Origin of the sequence: Sphingobium sp. 15-1 (assembly GCF_013375535.1) — a bacterium.
GTDB classification, from domain to species: Bacteria; Pseudomonadota; Alphaproteobacteria; order Sphingomonadales; family Sphingomonadaceae; genus Sphingobium; species Sphingobium aromaticivastans.
On the sequence record NZ_JABXJG010000001.1, the window covers coordinates 1,399,802 to 1,418,028 of the forward strand.

Annotated in this window: 14 protein-coding genes and 1 pseudogene; 4 read left to right on the forward strand and 11 right to left on the reverse strand. The window is 64.6% G+C overall.

Going from position 1 to position 18,227, the window contains the following annotated elements:
• Positions 1-19 precede the first annotated feature (19 nt).
• The 7 genes and pseudogenes from HUK72_RS06535 to HUK72_RS06565 all read right to left on the reverse strand — a co-directional run bounded on the left by HUK72_RS06535 (position 20) and on the right by HUK72_RS06565 (position 10,208).
• A pseudogene (locus HUK72_RS06535) lies at positions 20-439 on the reverse strand (acyl-CoA thioesterase).
• 81 nt (positions 440-520) lie between these two features.
• Positions 521-1,174: an outer membrane protein gene (locus tag HUK72_RS06540; RefSeq protein WP_176596062.1), complete on the reverse strand. Its 654-nt coding sequence runs from the start codon at positions 1,172-1,174 to the stop codon at positions 521-523.
• 377 nt (positions 1,175-1,551) lie between these two features.
• Positions 1,552-2,946: an L-serine ammonia-lyase gene (locus HUK72_RS06545; RefSeq protein ID WP_176596063.1), complete on the reverse strand. Its 1,395-nt coding sequence runs from the start codon at positions 2,944-2,946 to the stop codon at positions 1,552-1,554.
• 1 nt (position 2,947) lies between these two features.
• Positions 2,948-7,129 (reverse strand): translocation/assembly module TamB domain-containing protein, encoded by a 4,182-nt coding sequence (locus HUK72_RS06550; protein ID WP_176596064.1) that lies wholly within the window; start codon positions 7,127-7,129, stop codon positions 2,948-2,950.
• Entirely contained in the window at positions 7,129-9,183 is a 2,055-nt protein-coding gene (locus HUK72_RS06555; protein WP_176596065.1) for an autotransporter assembly complex family protein, read from the reverse strand. Before HUK72_RS06555 ends, HUK72_RS06550 begins: the two co-directional genes overlap by 1 nt.
• Before the next feature lie 258 nt (positions 9,184-9,441).
• The gene (locus tag HUK72_RS06560; RefSeq protein ID WP_176596066.1) at positions 9,442-9,912 is read right to left on the reverse strand and encodes a DUF1465 family protein; all 471 of its coding nucleotides are present in this window, start codon (positions 9,910-9,912) and stop codon (positions 9,442-9,444) included.
• A 116-nt stretch (positions 9,913-10,028) separates the two neighbouring features.
• Positions 10,029-10,208, reverse strand: a complete 180-nt coding sequence (locus HUK72_RS06565; RefSeq protein WP_176597767.1) for a YdcH family protein — start codon at positions 10,206-10,208, stop codon at positions 10,029-10,031.
• A gap of 191 nt (positions 10,209-10,399) precedes the next feature.
• Between HUK72_RS06565 and HUK72_RS06570 the strand changes: the two genes are divergently transcribed.
• A complete protein-coding gene (locus HUK72_RS06570) occupies positions 10,400-10,558 on the forward strand; it encodes a YdcH family protein (RefSeq protein ID WP_007684009.1) in 159 nt (52 codons plus the stop codon).
• 601 nt (positions 10,559-11,159) lie between these two features.
• Here the strand turns inward: HUK72_RS06570 and HUK72_RS06575 are convergent.
• A complete protein-coding gene (locus HUK72_RS06575) occupies positions 11,160-12,281 on the reverse strand; it encodes an IS110 family transposase (RefSeq protein WP_176596067.1) in 1,122 nt (373 codons plus the stop codon).
• Positions 12,282-12,389: 108 nt separating this feature from the next.
• On the opposite strand from HUK72_RS06575, the gene HUK72_RS06580 reads away from it, so the two are divergent.
• Complete coding sequence (locus tag HUK72_RS06580) at positions 12,390-14,021, forward strand: transposase (RefSeq protein WP_176596369.1); 1,632 nt, start codon at positions 12,390-12,392, stop codon at positions 14,019-14,021.
• Between the two features lie 61 nt (positions 14,022-14,082).
• Here HUK72_RS06580 and HUK72_RS06585 read toward each other — a convergent pair whose 3' ends face one another.
• On the reverse strand, positions 14,083-14,445 hold the full coding sequence (locus HUK72_RS06585) for a PilZ domain-containing protein (protein ID WP_176596068.1): 363 nt from the start codon (positions 14,443-14,445) through the stop codon (positions 14,083-14,085).
• A gap of 65 nt (positions 14,446-14,510) precedes the next feature.
• Positions 14,511-14,975: an RNA polymerase-binding protein DksA gene (dksA, locus tag HUK72_RS06590; RefSeq protein WP_025160963.1), complete on the reverse strand. Its 465-nt coding sequence runs from the start codon at positions 14,973-14,975 to the stop codon at positions 14,511-14,513.
• A 429-nt stretch (positions 14,976-15,404) separates the two neighbouring features.
• Here dksA and HUK72_RS06595 point away from each other — a divergent pair, with 429 nt between their 5' ends.
• A complete protein-coding gene (locus tag HUK72_RS06595; RefSeq protein ID WP_176594947.1) occupies positions 15,405-16,313 on the forward strand; it encodes a PEP-CTERM sorting domain-containing protein in 909 nt (302 codons plus the stop codon).
• Between the two features lie 55 nt (positions 16,314-16,368).
• Here HUK72_RS06595 and HUK72_RS06600 read toward each other — a convergent pair whose 3' ends face one another.
• On the reverse strand, positions 16,369-16,809 hold the full coding sequence (locus tag HUK72_RS06600) for a host attachment family protein (protein WP_176596069.1): 441 nt from the start codon (positions 16,807-16,809) through the stop codon (positions 16,369-16,371).
• Between the two features lie 96 nt (positions 16,810-16,905).
• Between HUK72_RS06600 and serS the strand changes: the two genes are divergently transcribed.
• Positions 16,906-18,189, forward strand: a complete 1,284-nt coding sequence (gene serS / locus HUK72_RS06605) for a serine--tRNA ligase (RefSeq protein ID WP_176596070.1) — start codon at positions 16,906-16,908, stop codon at positions 18,187-18,189.
• Positions 18,190-18,227 lie beyond the last annotated feature (38 nt).

The following is an 18,227-nucleotide window of genomic DNA, read 5'->3' on the forward strand; positions in this document are numbered from 1 at the left end:
CCATCGTCCCCGCAAAGTCTCAATCCCCCTCAGGCGCGAAAAACCGCTGCACGACCTCCCGCGCCAGGCGCGCCGGGCGCAGGGTGGTGGCGTCGAGGCAGCACCAGCTTGACTTAACCTCCGCCAGCACTTCCTCGCCCCGGCGGATCACCGTTTCGTAAAAGACCCTCGTGCCCTGGACCTTTTCCAGCAGGACGGTCGCGATCACGTCATCCTCCAGAAAGGTGGGCTTGCGATAGATGATCTCATGCTTGAGCGCGACCCAGAGATGCCGGGCGACCGCCTCCGCCGGGGCGAGGGCGCGCTAATGGTCCTGCACGGCCGCCTGCACCCATTTCAGATAGCTGGCATTGTTGACATGACCCATGAAGTCGATGTCATCCAGCTCTATGCCGATGGAATAACGATGGGGAATGGCATCGTGCACAAGGGCGGTCATAGCCGTTTCGCAAGGACGCCGACAGGCCTGCGCGACATGGCGTGAGGTTAAGGGGCCGGAGCGAACCGGCCCCCGCCTCCGTCAGAAGCGCCAGCCCAGGCTGGCCACGACCTGATGACGGTCCGTATCGATGCCGAATTCTTCGCTCGTCGCGCCATTGGCGAAGTCGATATGCGCATCTTCATATTTGGAATAGCGATATTCCAGCTTGGCGAAGGTGTTGGCGTTGATCGCCCGCTCCACGCCCGCGCCGACGCGCCATCCATCCAGCTTGAAGTTGGTGTCGGTTTCCTGATTGGTGTCGCCCGCCAGCACGTCCAGCTTCGTGTTGGTATAGCCGCCCTTCACATAGACCAGCGTGTTCGGGCTGGCGAGGATGCCGGCGCGCGCGCCGATATAGAGGTCGCGGCCTTGCTTGACGCGGCCGAAGCCGAACTGGTCGGTAAAGTCCGTCCGGCTGCTCTTGGCGGTGGAGTCGGTATATTCGCCTTCCACGCCGACGACCGCGCTGCCAAGGTTCACGTCATAGCCAGCGCCGACGCCGTAGAGCAGACCGTCGATCGACTGATCGTTGCGATTATTGTCATTGTCGACGCTGCTGCCCGCGCCGCTATGGTCATAGCCCAATATCGCCTCGACGCGCGGGCCGGTGAAGGTGGGATTGGGTTCCTGCGCCAGAGCGGGGCTTGCGACCGCTGCGCCGGTCAGGAGGGTTGCGGCCAGGATCTTACGCATGTTCGGGTACTCCATTCTTCTTCTCTTCCCCCTGTCAGGAGGGAAGACGGTGAAGTCATGGAGATGCCGTCAGGTTTCATGAACCTCAGATAAACGATTGATTATGTGCCATTAATGTCACGAAACGGGTTCCATTCGTCCCGAAGGCGAGAGAGCGGAGCGACGAGCTGATTGGAATGTCGTGCGTTAAATCCGGATCACCACCCCGTTTTAACGCGCGATGCTCTAGTCACCTGAATCCGAAGTTCGCCACATTAATTTCGTCACCCCGGGCTTGACCCGGGGTCCCGCTTCCTTTCTCGCACTGACTGAAGAAAAGCGGGATCCCGGGTCAAGCCCGGGATGACTGTAATGAAACGAACTTCGATCCCGCCATACTAGCATTCCACCACGTTGACGGCCAAGCCGCCAAGGCTGGTTTCCTTATAGCGGCTGGCCATGTCCTCGCCGGTCTGGCGCATGGTTTCGATCACCGCGTCCAGGCTGACGATGTGGCGGCCGTCCCCTTGCAAGGCGAGATAGGCGGCGTTGATCGCCTTCACCGCGCCCATGGTGTTGCGCTCGATGCAGGGAATCTGGACAAGGCCGCCAATCGGATCGCAGGTCAGGCCGAGATTATGTTCCATGCCGATTTCGGCGGCGTTCTCGATCTGGCCATTGGTTCCGCCCAGGACGGCGGCGAGCCCGGCGGCGGCCATGGAGCAGGCGACGCCCACCTCCCCCTGACAGCCCATTTCCGCGGCGGAGATGGAAGCGCGCTTCTTGTAGAGGAAGCCGATGGCGGCGGCGGTGAGCAGGAAACGGCGCTCGCCCTCCCGATCGGCGCCGGGAACGAAGCGGCGATAATAATGCAGCACCGCCGGGATGACGCCCGCCGCGCCATTGGTGGGCGCGGTGACGACGCGGCCGCCCGCCGCATTTTCCTCATTCACGGCGAGGGCGAACAGGCTGACCCATTCGAAGATCTGCGCCGGGCCGATGGCATTTTGCTGGAGCACCAGCCGGTTGTGGATGCTGTGCGCGCGGCGGCGGACCTTAAGGCCGCCGGGCAGCAGACCCTCTTCCTTCAGGCCGCGATCGATCGAGGCGCTCATCGCGTCGATCACGCTGTCGAGAAAGGCTTCGGTCTCGCCCTGGGCGCGCCAGGCGCCTTCATTGCGCAGGACGAGGGTGGCGATGCTGAGGCCGGTAGCCTCGCCCAGCGCGAGCATTTCCGCGCCGGAGGAGAAAGGATGCGGCTGGACGACATTATGGCCGAGCGGCGTATCGGCAGCGATCTCCGCCGTGCCGGGGAGGACGGCGCCGCCGCCGACGGAATAATAATCACGGACAAACGGTTCTTCCTGCCCGTCGAACCAGGCGGAAAAGCGCATGCCGTTGCTGTGCGCTTCCAGAAATTCGCCCATGCGGAAGAGGAGGTCCGCCGCTTCGTCGAAGGGGATGAACTGGCCCGCCGCGCTGCCCGACTGGATGCGGCCATCGCCGCGGATGGCGGCCAGGATCGTGGGGATGGCGTCGGGGTCGACGCTTTCCGGGCGGTGGCCGGACAGGCCGAGCAGGATCGCCGTGTCGGTGGCGTGGCCCTTGCCGGTGAGGGCCAGCGAGCCGTACAGTTCGCATTGCACGCGGATCGGGGTCGCGGGCAGCGAGTCCATGAACATCAGGGCCGCGCGCATCGGGCCGACCGTGTGCGAGCTGGATGGGCCGATGCCGATGGTGAACAGGTCCGTGACGCTGATCGCGGCAGCGGCATCGATACGGGATTTGGTCACCTCAATAATCCTTCGAAATGCGGACGTTGGCGCTTTCGCGGCCAAGTGTCGAGATGGCGCCGAGCAGCGAAAGCCAGCGCGTGACCTGATATTCGATGCGGGTGGCGGAATAGCCCTGCCCGTCAGTGATCAGCTCCACATAGGTCTTGCGCGTCAGATATTTGCCCGCCGCGATCGATGTGCCCTGCCCCTGCGTTGGGTCGGCGGCGATGATGCGCAGACGGTCGAGGCCCGCCGCCTTGCGCACGGCGTTGATCGGATCGAGTCCGCCCTCACCCTGCAGCGATCCGACCGCCGAGGCCAGTTGCAGCGCTTCGGGCGCGGACAGGTTGGTGATCGACGTGCCGAAAAGGATGCGGGAGAGCAGCTCGTCCTGCGGCAAAGCGGGAATGCTGGTGAAGCTGATGACGGGTTTCAGGCCAGTGCCGCCGACATGGATGGTGGCGGTAAGGTCGCTGACATTCGCCTCCGCATCGATGTCCAGCATCGGGTTGACGGGGGTGCGGCCGTCGAACTGGATCTTGCCTTCCTTGAGGTCGAAGCGGCGACCGGCGAAATCATAAGTGCCGCGAACGAGGTCGGCGGTGCCCGCAATGGCGGGACTGGTGACCGTCCCGCCAAGATCAAGATCGGCGCGCCATTCGCTGTCGAGGCCAAGGCCGGTGACGATCAGCCGGTTGCGCGCGCGCGCCTTGATCGCCAGCGCCCAGGGGACGGAGGTGCGCGGGCGCTCTATCTCATCTCCCCGGCGGTTGATCTCGATCACCCGCAGTTCGGGAATCTGCGCTACGGCGGCGGCGCGGCCCATGGTGAAGCGGCTGCGGTTGAGGATGAGATCGCCGCCGATGGTGCCGCCCTTGCCGGTGGAGCTGAGCGTGATCGGGCCGGTGACGGTGGCGGCGATGTCGTCGCGCTCCAGCAGGGCGGCGTTTTCGGCTTGCAGGCGCAGGTCCATGCCGACGCCCGCTATGCCGTTGAAGGTGAAGCTGCCGGTGCCGGTCACGCTGCCGCCATTTTGCGCGGTGGCCGCAAAATTGGTCATGACCAGTTGCGCGCCGGAGAAGCGGCCCCGCGCCTTGACGCCGTGCAGGCGCATGCCGGTGACGGGGCTGTTGATCGCGGCATTGTCCGTCGCGAGCGAGCCGGTGATGGCGGGATCGCCCAGCGTCCCGCGCGCGTCGGCGGTCACGCTGACCGGACCGGAAATATCGACGATCTCCACGCCGGTCAGGCGCCAGAGCGTGTCGGCGGTGCCGTTATAGCGCAATTGCGCGAACAGCGGTGCGCGGTTCAGGCGCTCGACCAGATTGCCCTCGGTACCCAGAGGGGTGAGCAAAGCCTGGGCGCGGCCGATGGTCTGCCCGTCCGCGACGAAGATCATGCGGGTGGCGAGCCGGTCATGGGTGAGGACCACGTTGACGCCCGCATCGACCGGGCGGGAGCTGAGGGACAGGCCGGAACGGGACAGGCCGCGCACGCGCAACTCCGCCTTGCCGGTGGGCATGCCGCCCCGCGTGTGGACATAGCTGAGCGATCCGGTCGCCGTGCCGCCAAGTCCGAGATTGTCATAGGCGATGTCCAGCAATGAGAGCGGCAGCTTTTGCAGGCGCGCCTCGACGCTGGTGGTCTGGCCGCTCAGTTCCCCGCCAAGCTGGAGCGACCCGCCCGCGAAGCTGATCGAGGCGGGATCGAGCCGCCAGCCATCCTGGGTGCGGGTGAAGATGGCGGCGCGGGTCAGCCGGATCGGGCGCTTGTCGATGGTGCCGCTGGCCTGAAGCTGGATGCGGCCGGGTTCCACCTGCGCTTCGCCAGTAAGGTCGAACAGGCGGCCGCGCTGGCCGGAGATGCTGGCGCGGACCTTGCCGCTGCCGTCGACCAGTTCGGCATTGGCGGCAAGGCGGCCGATCTGAATCGCGCCGACGCGCAGGCCCCGCGCTTGGGCGGTGGCGTTGATCGAGGTGCCCGATGGGTCGAGCAGGATCGTCGCGTCCAGCTTGCCCCGGCGCACGGCGATGCTGGTGGGCCCGTCGAAGCTGGCATCGGTGGCGTCGAGCTTGAGGATGAGTTGCTGGATGCCGGTGACGGGCGCGAAGGCGATGGTGCCGGTAACGGGGCCGTTGACGTTGAGCGTGCCGTCAAGCCCACCCGTGACCGGGCGCAGGTCGCCGCTGGCGGTGACGCCGGACGCCGCGACGCGGGCGATGCGGACGATGGCCTGGCCGCCGGGCGGCAGCAGGATCGCGCCATTACCGGTGAAGGGGCCCAGGGTCGATCCGCCCTCCGCCGTGAAGCCGTAGCCCGCCGCGTCGGGGACCAGATGGGCGTGCATGTCGGTGACGCCGAGCGCCTTCAACGGGCTTTGCAGGACGAGGTCGACGGTCGGACGCTCGATCTTGCCGTCCAGCGTCAGGCGCAGCGGGCCGTAGCTCTTGTGCTGGCCGCTCCCTTCGAAATGGAAGGTGCCGTCGCGGCGGCGATAGCCCTTGGCCGCGAGGGTCAGCAGCGGCGCTTCCAGATGGAGATTGGTGAATTGAAGCTGCCCGTCGGGCCCCAGCGTCAGGCCGCTGCGCAGGACGGGCAGGCCGCCGCCCAGCGAGCGCAGGAAGCTGTTGTCCAGCCGCCGCACCCGCGCCATCGCGTTGCCGCTGAGGGTGAAGGCGCCCTTGGGACCGGGGACCGCGCGCAGCTTCGAGGTCAGGTCGACGATGCCGAGACCGCGAATGGCGAGGCCGTTTATCTGGCCGTCCAGACCGAAATCATAGCGGCCCGTCTTCAGGTCCGCGACCATGATGAGCTTGCCGCGCAGCTTGTCGGAGCGGACCGTCATTGGGTTGCTGACGATCTGCTGGTTCTTGAGCTGCAGCACGCCGTCGAGCACGAAATTGCGGATGATGCCCTCGACCAGAGGGCCTTGCCCATCCAGGCGTCGGGCGCGCAGATGAACCGGGATCAGCGCGGGGCCGCCCCTGGCCTTGCGGCCCTTGCCGTCGGCGCGGACGTCGTGGATCACGGTCTTGCCGAAGGCGAGCTGCTTCGCCGTCAGCAGATATTCGTAACCGAACGCCCCCAGCGGGCCGTCCAGCCGGATGCGCGCCGCGATGTCGCGGCCGGCCATCGACTTGAGCAAGGCCTGCGGGCGGGCGAGCTTCACGTCGACCAGCAGATTGTCGAGCGCATTGTTGCGCAGGTCGATGCCGCCGTCGGCGCTGAGATCGATGGCGGCGGAGCGGAGCGAGAGTTTCCCGTCGATCACCCGGTCGGCCATCGATCCGCTGGCCTGGATGGCGAGGCGTGGCGCGGAGAGGCGCTGGAACAGGCCCTGGCCCGCTATGGCGGACCCTTCGATGGTGCCGGTGGCGGCATAGGCTCCGCTGCGGGCGACGAGCTTCAGGTCGATCGCGGGTTCGCTGTCGAGCGTGCCCGCCAGACGGCCGTCCCAGCGGCTCCAACTTCCCTTGCCGCGGATGCGCAGATTGGCGTCTTGTTTCAGGCCCGCCATGACGGCCAGCACGCCGCCCCTGGGCGCGTTGACGGTGACGTCCAGGTCGAACTTGTCGTCATCCGGGCGGCTGTCGAGCGCAATGTTGAGCGCATCCTCCCCGTTCAGCACGCGGGCCGACAGGTCGATGATGGCGCGGCCGCCGCGAATGTCGGCGTCGCCCGACAATGTGGCCTCCTGCACCCTCCCGGTGACGCCCCGGTCGATGGTCAGGCGATCGACCGTAAATTGCATCAGGCGGATGTCGAAGCCGGGCAGGATCGGGCCCTGCCGCTCGCTGGGGTTGAGCTTCGGCAGCTTGTGCAGGGTCGCCTGCGGGATGACGAGGCGGTCGATGTCGAGCCGGTTGTAAGCCCAGGCGAAGGGCCACCAGTCCAGTTCCACCCTGGGCGCATCGAGGAAGGCGCCCTTGGGATCGGACAAGGTAAGGCCGTACAGGACGGCCTTGCGGTAGATGCTGCCCTCGATCCGGTCGACATGGATGCGCAGGCCCGAGGGCGGGCTGATCCGCGCGATGCGGGACACGAGGAAGCGATGGCCGGGCGCGGTGTCGAGCCAGGCCAAAGTGCCCACGGCGATCAGCAGCAGCGTGACGAGGACGCCCGCGACCCAGCGTTGCCAGCGGCCGTCCCAGGCGCGGCGGCGGCGCGGCCTGGTTTCGACCTGGGGCTCGCCGTCCGCCATCAGAAGGCCTGCCCCAGCGAGACGTAGACGGCGACTTTCGGATCGCCCGACTGCGGGTTGATCGGCGTGCCGACGTCGATGCGGATCGGACCGAAGCTGCTATAATAGCGCACGCCCATTCCCGCGCCGATGCGCAGGTCGCGGAAACGCGGCAGGAAGCTGGTTGAAATATTGCCCGCGTCGACAAAGGGCACGACGCCGAAATTGCCGAAGCGGATGCGCGATTCCAGCGAGAATTCAGCCAGGCTCTTGCCGCCGACCGGATCGTCGTCCGAGCCGTAGCGCGGGCCGATCGCCTGATAGCCATAGCCACGCACCGACGCGCCGCCCCCCGCATAGAAGCGCCGCGACGGGGCGATGCGGTCGACCGTCGACCCCAGGATCGTGCCGAAACGGGCGCGGGCGGCCAGCACGATGCGATCGCTCATCGGCTGATAGACGCTGCCGTCCAATTGCACGCGGGCATAGCCGAACGTGCTGTTCTGGAAAGAGAGTTCGGGACTGAGCCGCCCGCCCAGGCGGAAGCCCCGCGTCGGGTTCAGCAGGTCGTCGCTGCCGTCATAGGTGAGGCTCAAAGGAATGGCGCCGATGAAGAAGGTACGGCGGTTGCCGTTGCTGAACGCGTCGGCTTCGTCAGAGGCGATCAGTTCGCCGCCGATGCGCCAGACCCATTTTTTCTGGAAGAGGATGTTGGTCTGACGCTCCAGCGATCCCGACAGGGTGATGGTGCGCGCATCATAGGCGTCGCGCTTGATGTTGCTGACCGACAGCAGGCCGGTCAGCACATTGTCGCGGCGGCGGAAATTGTTGCGGCGATAGATGAAGGACGCCGTCTGCTCCTGCGTGCCGATCACGCCGCGCAGGGTCACGGCGCCTTCGGGCGGGAAGAAGTTGCGGTGGGTCCAGCTCACTTCCGCGCGATAGCCTTCGCCCGTGCCGTAACCCAGTTCGCCCGCGATGGTGCGCAGCGGCGCGGGCTTGGCGTCGATGGCAAGGTCGACATGCTCGCCGTCACCCGCATCCCTGGGCGTCATGCTGAGCGAGGAAACGAGGCCAGTGGCGACCAGCGCCTGCCGCAAATCCTCGACGTCCGAAGCCATATAGGTGTCGCCGGGGTGGAAGCGGGCGATGCGCTGGACATGGCGGGCGCTGAACAATGTCTCGTCGGCCATGACGATCTTGCCGAAGGTGCGATAGGCGCCGGGATTGACGACGATGTCGAGATCGCCCTTGCGCTCCTCATGGTCGATGCGGACTTCCGGTTCATCGACCTTGCCGAAGGGAAAGCCGTTTTCCAGGAGGGCGACCGTCAGCGATTGCTGACCCGCGAGGATGGCGTCGGCGTCGACCGGATCGCCGGGCCGGGGCGGGAAGGCGGCGCGCAATTTGGCTTCGCGCTCTCCGGTGGTTTCCAGGCCCTGCACATCGACCGAGGCGAGCAGATAGCAGGCGCCGGGCACGATCCGGAAGGTGACGGCCAGCCTGTCGCTGCCCGGCGGCGGCGCGGCGACCGCGCCCCGGACGCGGGCGGCATAATAGCCCTTGGCGCGCAGCAGGCGGTCCAGCAGGTCGCTGTCTTCCTTGATGCGGCGATTGATCTGGGCGAGGTTGGCGGGCTTCCCCTCCCCCAGATGCAGGACCGACAATTCGTTGAAACGAGAGGTGAACTGGGCGTCGGCCACCTCCTCCACGCCGGTCAGCGTGACGGTGTAGCGGCGCTCCTCACCCGTGTCAGCGAAGCTGCTCTCCTCCTCCGCCGGTTCGTCGGCGGTTTCGGGCAGGACAGCCTGCTGCTGCGCGTCGGGGGTTTCGGGCGGCAGCTCGACCATCGGGGTGACGGCGTCGGGCTGGCCCATGTCGGGCCAGTCGACGCCGATGTCCGGCATGGGCGCAAGGCCGGGATCGAGCGGCTGATCCTGATCGGGCTGGGCATTATCTTGGGGCGCCGTCTGCGCATAAGCGACGGGCGCGAGCAGAAGCAGCGGCGCGAGAAGGCATCGGGCAGCTTGCGGAAGGCCTGAAATGCGGCGGCAGGTCCGCAAACCGGTGTTCATATGCCTGATCTAAACCAGTTATCGGGCAAATGGCCAGCCCCCAAGATCATGCCGGGACAGGGTGTGCGGGGATTGGGGCTGGAATGTGGAGTGGGGCAGATTCCGGACCTTCCCCCTATGCGTCACCCCGGGCTTGACCCGGGGTCCCGCTTTTCTTCTTGATCACGCTCCGGAAAAGGCAGCGGGACCCCGGGTCAAGCCCGGGGTGACGGAGGGCTAATGGCTGGCAGGGCCAATTGCAATTCCGCGGACCTCCCGTCAAAAAGCGGCGTTGAGGCGATCCATCAAAGCCCGGGCGGGATTGGGTTCCGGCTGGGCGCGCGGGCGGACGATGCGGTCCTGCAGCCGGGCGACGCGTTCGTACAGATCCTGGCTCGCCTCGATCAGCGCGCGGGCGGCGAAGGGGAAGTTCGCGGAAACCGCCGGATCGGTGGTGGCGGCATGGCCAAGGCGATATTTCTCGTCCAGCATCTCCGCATCGTTGAGTTCGCCGCGCTGCCAGGCGCGCTGGCTGAGCAGCCAGGCGATGATGTGCATGAGGCGGGTCGTCACCTTCAGCGATTCGCAGGCGAAGGCGACCCGGCGCAGCGGATCGTCGGTTTCCGGATCGGATGTCTCGCGAACGTCGAAATAGGCGCGGGCCTCATCCGCCATGACCATGGCTTCGACATAAAGGCCATCGACCAGACGGCGGTGCAGGCCCCGGTCAAGAGAAGCGGCGAGTTTCATGGACGATAACTGCCATAAGCGCCGGCATTTGTCAGGCCCGATGCGGCCCGTTAACTCCGAATTGTCTCATTCGGGGGCGGTTGACGCCGCGTTAACCACAATCGGGCAAAAACCGGTCAGGCGATGATGTCGGGGACGAGCTGATCCTCCAGCAACGCCATTTCGTCGCGCAGGCGCAATTTGCGTTTTTTAAGGCGCGCGACCTGCATCTGGTCGCCCGATCCGGACTCGACCAGCGCGGCGATGGCGCCGTCCAGGTCGCGATGCTCGATTCGCAGCAATTCCAGCCGACGCATGATGTCTTCGCGGCTCACCATACACCTACTTTCGCACCCATTGCCGTCCCATCCCCCCTTGATAGCTTGGCGGGGCGGCACGAACCATCGCAAATTTTCATGCGGCCCATCGCAAAGCGCGAATCACCCGAAGACAAGCCCCGCGAATCGTGATCTACTCGTTCATCCATCACCCTCGTAAGGAGAATGTCATGGAAAATAGCCACATTTCAGCTCTTTCGGCCAAGCATGCAGGGCTTGAGGCACGAATCAAGGCGGAGACAAGTCGTCCCATGCCCGATGCGATCCTGGTAGCCTCGCTCAAGAAGCAGAAGCTTCGGCTGAAGGAGGAAATGGAGGCGCAACACTGACAGCGGTGACGCCTGAGTGAAAGGCATGGATCAGCGGTCCCTTGCCGCTGATCCGGCCCTTCCTCAAGATGATGAGGAAGCTCCGGGGCTGATGGGCCTGCGGGGCTTTTTTACGGGAATTGGAAGCCGGACATAGCTAAGGCCGTGTATATCCGTCATCCCGGCGAAAGCTGGGATATCGTGAGGCCAAGCTGTGCCCTATCGCCCGAGATCCCAGCTTTCGCTGGGATGACGATGACGGTTAAAATTGCTGGTAAGCGGGGCAAATTTCCGTGCAGGGGTCTTTTCAAGCTTCACGGTTTGTGATTCTCATGTCCGAATTCAAGAGTGAGGTCGCGGGCTTCCAACCGCCTCTTTTGGCGTGAGAGGATATTGGCTGTGCAGGGTCGGACGCGGCGGCAGTAAGACGACGGTTGCTCAGACTCTGATACGCGGGTTGGATACCGCAGGACCGTGGTTCGTCTCGGGCCTTCCTCTGTCTCACGTCGCGCGAACTGAAGATCGCCGAATCACATCGAGGGTTGCCCTGACCGGCCACCGCGCCCGACGCTGCACAGCATGATGAGAAATTTGCTGCTCCTTTTTGCCTGGTTGCGGGGGTTCAAGCGGTTTGCGCCGGAGCGGGAGTCTGGATGGCTATCGCCCAGACGAAGGCGGCGAGTTCGCGTGCGATGGCGACTGTCACGACATTCTTGGGCCGTCCTGACCGCAGCAATCGACGGTAGCGCGCGCAGAGGCGAACCTGCGCCTTCCACGCGATGTCCCGCGCTTCCTGGGAGAGATTGGCACTGCGACGGAGGAGGTCTCCGGCGATCCGCGCCGGGAGCCGATACGTCCAGGCGCTCTCCACCAACATGCGGCGGGCCCGGCTATTGCCTGCCTTGGTGATTTTGCCCTGTGAGCGGGTTGACCCCGACGACCGTTCGCGTGGCACAAGTCCGAGCCATCCCATAAGCTGACGCGGATTGGCGAAGCGCCGGAAATCACCCACTTCCGCGATGATGGTTACCGCCGCGATGAGCGATACGCCACGCAATGCCTGGATAGCCGCCACCACTGGATGGAGAGACCAGCTGGGAAGCAGTGCTTCGACTTGCTTCTCAAGTCGCGAACGGCGATCCTCAGCCTGCTCGATGGCCCGGTTATACTCCTCGAACGCTATCTGCTGAGCCGGATGATCGAAACGCTGGTCGCCGAGCCAGCGGCGGTGTTTTTTGCTCCAATGCTTGATGCCATCCTTATAGATCCGGCCGTGGCGCAGGAGGAATGACAGCAGTTGTTGTCGTGCCCGGCGCACCGTTTCCACCGCGGAAATCCGCGCTCGAACGAGATCACGCATGGCTTCGTGCTCCGTGTCGGGCACCCAGATCGATGTGAGTTCACCGGCGCGAAACAGGCTGGCCAGAACGACGGCATCGCGGCGGTCGGTTTTGACCTGGCTGCCGGGCCGGGCCGGCGTCATCGAAGGCGCCACTACATGACACGTATAGCCCAGTTCGATCAGTTGCCGATACAGACCATACCCGGTTGGTCCTGCTTCGTAAGCGAAGGCCAGCGACCCGTGCTTTGCCGTCAGCGTCTTGACCAGCTTGGCTACCGCCTCCGGTTTGCTCGAAATGGTTCCGTAAAACCGCACCTCGCCACGGCGACCACCGTCGGCGATCGCGACCGCGATCGTTTCCTTACTTACATCCAGCCCGATAAATGTTGTATTCCGTTCCATGGCTCGTCTCCCATGTCTGAGGCTCTGGTCGCAATACTAACCCTCGATACCGACATGTTCGAGGCGAGCCACCTGAAACCACCTCGGACATGGCGTCTCACACTTTGGATGACTCCCGGTGGATCTGGCCCTGACGACGATGGCGGTTTTGCCGATTTACGCCGTGTGGTTGGTGCGCTGGCGGCGCAGGTGAAGTCGCTTCAGGATTCTCAGGACGAGCATGCTGCGGTAGTAGCACTGAAAGATGCCGAGATTGCGGCCCTGAAGGACGAGATCGCGCGGCTGAAAGGGCTGCCGCCGCGACCGAAGTTCAAGACGAAGCCATCGGGGATGGAGCAGGCAACATCGAAGCCGAAGAGCAAGAAAGGCCGTAAACGCGGCCGGGGATCGGTGCGTGACAAGCTGGCTGTAACGTCAGAAGTGAAGCTGAAGGCGGATGCGCCTGCCGGATCGAGGTTTCGCGGCTACGAAGACGTGCTGGTGCAGGATCTGAAGATCAGCGTCGAGGTGGTCCGCTATCGCCGGGAACGCTGGGAGGCGGCGACGGGCGAGCGGATATTGGCGCCTCTGCCGCCGGGCATCCTGGGTGGCTTTGGCTCCGAGCTTCGCCGCTTCATTGCCGCAGGTCACTTCCAGGGGCAGATGACGAGTGAACGGCTGACAGCCATCTTGAACGGAATGGGCCTGCAAATCTCCAAGCGGCAAGTTGTCCGTCTTCTGAGCAGGGGACTTGAAGCCCTGGTGGCTGAAGATCAGGCCGTTTTGCGCACAGGACTGGAGACCGCCCGGTGGATCAGCGTCGATGACACCAGCGCTCCCCATGCCCGGCGCAATGGCTATGTCACGCAACTGGGTGACCAGCGCTTTGCGGTGTTCCGGAGTGGCGTGTCCAAGTCCCGTGCCGCCTTTCTGGGTCTGCTCCAGGCCGGGCGCAGCGAGCATGTCGTCAATGACGTGGCAGTGGCCCGGATGCGCGAGATGAACATGGCGGCGGCCCAGATCGATGCCCTTGCAAGCCATGGTGACAAGCGCTTCGCTTGTGCCGAGGCCTGGGCTGCCCACCTTGCGGCGCTGGACTTCGACAAGCTCAACGTCCAGCCCGATCCGGTCAAGGTCGCTACCGAAAGTGCCCTGTGGGGTGCCATCAGCGAACAAGGCTTGCTGGGCGACACGGCGATCGTCTCCGATGGTGCCGGCCAGTTCCGGGTCGGAGACAATCATGCTCTGTGCTGGGTCCATTGCGAGCGGCTGGTGCACAAGCTCCAGCCCAGCTCGAAGAAAGATCGTGACGCCGTCGAGCTCAAACGCACCCTGATCTGGTGGCTTTATGCCGACCTCAAGGCATGGCAGCGCTATCCCGATCCCAAACGGGCCAGAGCCCTGCGGGTCCGCTTCGACCGTATCTTCACCAGGCGCACCGGTTACGTGATGCTCGACCGGCTGCTCACGCGCCTCCATCGCCAGAAGGCACAGTTGCTTCGCGTCCTCGAGCGCCCGGAAATCCCCCTGCACACCAATGGTTCGGAAAACGATATCCGCGCCTTCGTCACCAAGCGCAAAATCTCCGGCGGCACCGTCAGCCAGGCCGGAAGGATCGCCCGCGACACCATGATTGGCCTGCTCAAGACATGCGCCAAGCTGCGCATCTCTTTCTACCAATTCCTCGGCGACCGCTTCGCTGTCCCCGGCGCACCACACGTCCAATGGCTACCAGACCTCGTCCGGCACGCCCCAGCCTGAACGCCCGGGAATCTGCCCCGGTTACAAATTGCTGCCGGTAACTGGTTGGAATCAAAAAAGCTCAGCGAATAAGGCGACGCTGGCGCAGATAATCGGGAACGGACACCTGCACGCCCTGCCCGGAGACCGGACGGCGGGCCAATTGGGGATCGATCTTCTCGTCAAAGACGATGCCGATCCGGTCGTCGCGCGACCAAACCACCGAGCCATCGACCCGTCCGATGCCGCGCAGGTCGAAGCGGATGCGAAGACCGGCAGGCACGGCGCGTTCGCAATCGGCCATCAGGCCCGTCGCGGAAAGGTTGCGGACGCGCGCGCGGCCGAGCGGGGTGCCGTCCACCGAACTCAGATCGGTGAGCAGGAACAGACTGTCCCGCGGCCCCGACCGTGCGGGACCCCGATCCGCATTTTCATTGCTATCCATCAACAAGGCCCTGCAATATCACCAGATTATCGCAGAGACATTGCCATGGCCGCGTGGACAAAAGGTTAATCGTCGCGAGAGACTTTTTCCTGCCGCTCGTGCCGTTCCTGAGCTTCGACCGTCATGGTGGCGATCGGGCGGGCTTCCAGGCGACCAAGCGAAATGGGTTCGCCGGTCACTTCGCAATAGCCATATTCGCCCTCGTCGATGCGGCGCAGCGCGGCGTCGATCTTGGAGATGAGCTTGCGCTGGCGGTCGCGGGTGCGCAGTTCGATCGACCAGTCCGTCTCGCTCGATGCGCGATCGTTGAGGTCGGGTTCGCGCAGCGGTTCGTTCTGCAAGACCGCCAATGTCCCCTCGGCCTCCGCCAATATCTGCTTCTTCCAGTCCCACAGGCGCTGCCGGAAATATTCCAACTGGAGCGGGTTCATGAACTCTTCGTCTGCGGAAGGACGATAGTCGGGTGGGAGTGTTACAGCCGATTTGGGCGGGTTTTGGCCGTCTTTATCGGAATTCAGGACCGATGCCATCTGGCTCTCCGACTCGCGGGACCCGCCGGTGCTGAAAGTGCCGGGGTGTCCGTGACTTGTGATTGACGGCGCCTAATAGCCAGCGGCAAGGCCCGAGACAAGCAGGCAATCGGTGGGCCAGCGCGCCGATCGTCCATTGTGCCGTGCATCCCCACGGAAAACCGCCGATTCCCCATGATGCGACACCATCCAAAGAAAATAGACAAGCCGTATTATCAAAGCGTCCAGCCGCCGTGTCACTATGGGACGTTAACCATCTTAATTCATGATTTGTTAGAATTTTCCTCGACTTGCCCCCGATATTCAGAGTTAACAGCATTGAATTTAACGCTTTGTTTTGCGTTGTTAGCAATAGGAAACGGCCCGGCGACCGTTACTGGATAATTCAGTGACGGAACCTTCAGGCGCGAAGACAAAAGAGTGGAACCTATGTCGGTACGGATGGCATTGGCTAAATTATGCGCTTGCGCCGCGGGCGGCGCGATCATCGGCGGCGGCGCGGTCCATGTCGCTGAAAGCGCGCGTCCGGCCGGGGTCCACAGCACCAAGAGCGTTAAGGCCGCCCCACGCAAACATTATGCCGTGCGCAAGGTGCAGCGGGTGGTGAAGACGGTGTCCTGCGCGCCGCAGACCGTGACGGTGACGACCCAGGCCGCGCCTATCCCCCTCCCCGCCCCGGTTGCCGCGGCGGAAATGCCGGTCATGTCCGGAGGCGGCGGTGCGCCCATCGTGATGGCGGGCGGCCCCGGCTTTGGCGGCGGCGGCTTCATCGGCGGCTTTTTCGGCGGCAGCGGCGGCAGTTCGGGCGGTTCGGTGGTGATCTCCTCCACCAGCAGCTCGACCGGCGGGATCACCAGCTCGACCAGTTCGACGACTGGCGGGGTGTCCACCTCCACCGGGGGCGTTTCGACGTCCACTGGCGGGGTTTCGACCTCTTCGGGCAATGTCTCCACCTCGTCCGGGAATGTCTCGACCTCCTCGGGCAACGTCTCGACGTCGAGCGGCAACGTGACCAGCAGCTCCTCCTCGTCCAGTTCGAGTTCGAGTTCGTCTTCCTCCAGTTCCTCCTCCAGCTCGAGCGGCGGGCATCACGCCTCTTCGGGGTCGAGCGGCTCCAGCTCGTCTTCCTCCTCTGGCAGCTCCGGTTCCTCAGGCAGCAGCTCTACCAGCAGCTCGACATCCTCCTCTTCATCTTCATCCAGCTCTTCGGGCGGCGATCATCATCCGCCACCGCCCACCGACGTGCCGGCGCCGCCGATGGTGCTGCTGTTCGGAGCGGGCGCGGCGGCGCTGATCGCGCGCCGCCACTTCGCCCGCGCAAAAGGGACCCAGGCTTAACCGTGGGGCGATCCGGCCGGCGCATCCGGGGGGAAGCGCCGGCCGGATAACGGGTTCAGCTCGTCGCGATGATCCGCTCGATTTCCGGTACGGGGTGATTGGACAGATCCTTGGCGATCTCTCCCACCAGCCGGTTCTGCACTTCCTTGTGATAATGTTTGCGCATCTCCCCCAGGGCGGCGGGCGGCGCGACGACGATCAGCTTGTCATAATCATGCGCCAGCGCCCGGCGCTTGAGCAATTCGGCGGCTTCAGCGGCGAAGCGGGCTTCCTCCAGATCGTGGAAATTGGTCTGCTCTACGGAACCCCGGTGGCTGCCGACCGAATTGGGGCCGCGCCCCGTCCCGTCGGAGGCCTGCTCGCGGTCGGGGGGATTGTCCTGCTGCTTCACCTCCTCCGTTTCCAGATTGGGAAAGGCCGGGCTGCCCTTGTTGCGAAAGAACAGCATTTTGCGCCCATCGGCCACCAGCACCATCGCGTCATGGTCTATCTGCATCGTCCTGTTCCTCTCTTCCAGCGGTCGCTTTTACCACGAACGGACGGCGGCGTGCAGGGTTGCGCGGCTCGTCGCGGAACGGCATAGGGCTGACCCATGCACGACATTCGTTTCCTTCGCGAAAATCCCGCCGCTTTCGACGCCGGTCTCGCCCGGCGCGGGCTTGAACCCCTGAGCGCGGAACTGCTGGCGCTCGACAAGAAATGGCGAGAAAGCACTTCTCGAATTGAAGCTCTGCAAGCCAGTCGCAAATCGAGCTCGGCCTTCTACGGCCAGCTAAAAGGACAGGGCCAGGGCTTTACGCCGGAAGCTTTGGCCTATCAGCAGCAGGCGATTGAGGCGTCCAACGAAATCAAAGAACTCGAACCCGTCGTCATAGAAGCGCGCGCTCAGCTAGATGCCCGGCTGGCGGCGATCCCGAACCTGCCTGCCGACGATGTGCCGCTGGGCGAGGATGAAGCCCAGAATGTCGAGGTGGCGCGCTGGGGCGAGCCGAGGAACTTCCCCTTCGCGCCCCAGGATCATGCAGATTTCGGACCCGCGCTGGGGCTGGATTTCGAGGGCGGCGCTGCGCTGTCCGGCGCGCGCTTCACGGCGCTGCGCGGGCAGATGGCGCGGCTGCACCGGGCGCTGGCGCAGTTCATGCTGGATCGCCAGTCGGGCGAGAATGGCTATGAGGAGGTCAATCCGCCGCTGCTGGTGAAGGACGAGGCGCTGTTCGGCACCGGGCAGTTGCCGAAATTCGCGGAGGACCTGTTCAGGACCACCGACGGGCGCTGGCTGATCCCGACGGCGGAGGTTTCCCTCACCAACCTGGTGCGCGAGCAGATCGTGCCGGTAGAGAGCCTGCCGCTGCGGTTGACCGCGCTGACGCCTTGCTTCCGGTCGGAAGCCGGATCGGCGGGACGCGACACGCGGGGCTTCATCCGCCAGCATCAGTTCGAGAAGGTCGAGCTGGTCGCGATCTGCCAGCCGGAGGAGTCCGAGGCCGAGCATGAGCGCATGTGCGCGGCGGCCGAGGGCGTGTTGCAGGCGCTGGGCCTGCCCTATCGCAAGATGCTGCTCTGCACCGGCGACATGGGTTTCGGCGCGCGCAAGACCTGGGACCTGGAAGTCTGGCTACCGAGCCAGCAGACCTATCGCGAGATCAGTTCGGTCTCCAACTGCGGCGATTTCCAGGCGCGGCGGATGAATGCGCGCTACAAGCCAGAGGGCGAGAAGCAGACGCGCTTCCTGCATACGCTGAACGGGTCAGGACTGGCAGTGGGGCGGACTTTGGTGGCGGTGCTGGAAAATTACCAACAGGAGGACGGCAGTGTCATCGTGCCGGAGGTGCTGGCGCCCTATATGGGTGGCCTGACCCGGTTGCGGCCCCAGTAACACCCCTCCCCATTCGTTTCGAGCGAAGTCGAGAAACG

Bases quoted from the DNA above. Each gene is read 5' to 3' on its own strand.
- HUK72_RS06575 (WP_176596067.1), bottom strand. From the start codon at position 12,281: ATGGAACGGAATACAACATTTATCGGGCTGGATGTAAGTAAGGAAACG.
- dksA (WP_025160963.1), bottom strand. From the start codon at position 14,975: ATGGCATCGGTCCTGAATTCCGATAAAGACGGCCAAAACCCGCCCAAA.
- HUK72_RS06585 (WP_176596068.1), bottom strand. From the start codon at position 14,445: ATGGATAGCAATGAAAATGCGGATCGGGGTCCCGCACGGTCGGGGCCG.
- HUK72_RS06595 (WP_176594947.1), top strand. From the start codon at position 15,405: ATGTCGGTACGGATGGCATTGGCTAAATTATGCGCTTGCGCCGCGGGC.
- HUK72_RS06560 (WP_176596066.1), bottom strand. From the start codon at position 9,912: ATGAAACTCGCCGCTTCTCTTGACCGGGGCCTGCACCGCCGTCTGGTC.
- HUK72_RS06600 (WP_176596069.1), bottom strand. From the start codon at position 16,809: ATGCAGATAGACCATGACGCGATGGTGCTGGTGGCCGATGGGCGCAAA.
- HUK72_RS06540 (WP_176596062.1), bottom strand. From the start codon at position 1,174: ATGCGTAAGATCCTGGCCGCAACCCTCCTGACCGGCGCAGCGGTCGCA.
- HUK72_RS06570 (WP_007684009.1), top strand. From the start codon at position 10,400: ATGGAAAATAGCCACATTTCAGCTCTTTCGGCCAAGCATGCAGGGCTT.
- HUK72_RS06565 (WP_176597767.1), bottom strand. From the start codon at position 10,208: ATGCGTCGGCTGGAATTGCTGCGAATCGAGCATCGCGACCTGGACGGC.
- HUK72_RS06550 (WP_176596064.1), bottom strand. From the start codon at position 7,129: ATGGCGGACGGCGAGCCCCAGGTCGAAACCAGGCCGCGCCGCCGCCGC.
- HUK72_RS06580 (WP_176596369.1), top strand. From the start codon at position 12,390: ATGACTCCCGGTGGATCTGGCCCTGACGACGATGGCGGTTTTGCCGAT.
- HUK72_RS06555 (WP_176596065.1), bottom strand. From the start codon at position 9,183: ATGAACACCGGTTTGCGGACCTGCCGCCGCATTTCAGGCCTTCCGCAA.
- serS (WP_176596070.1), top strand. From the start codon at position 16,906: ATGCACGACATTCGTTTCCTTCGCGAAAATCCCGCCGCTTTCGACGCC.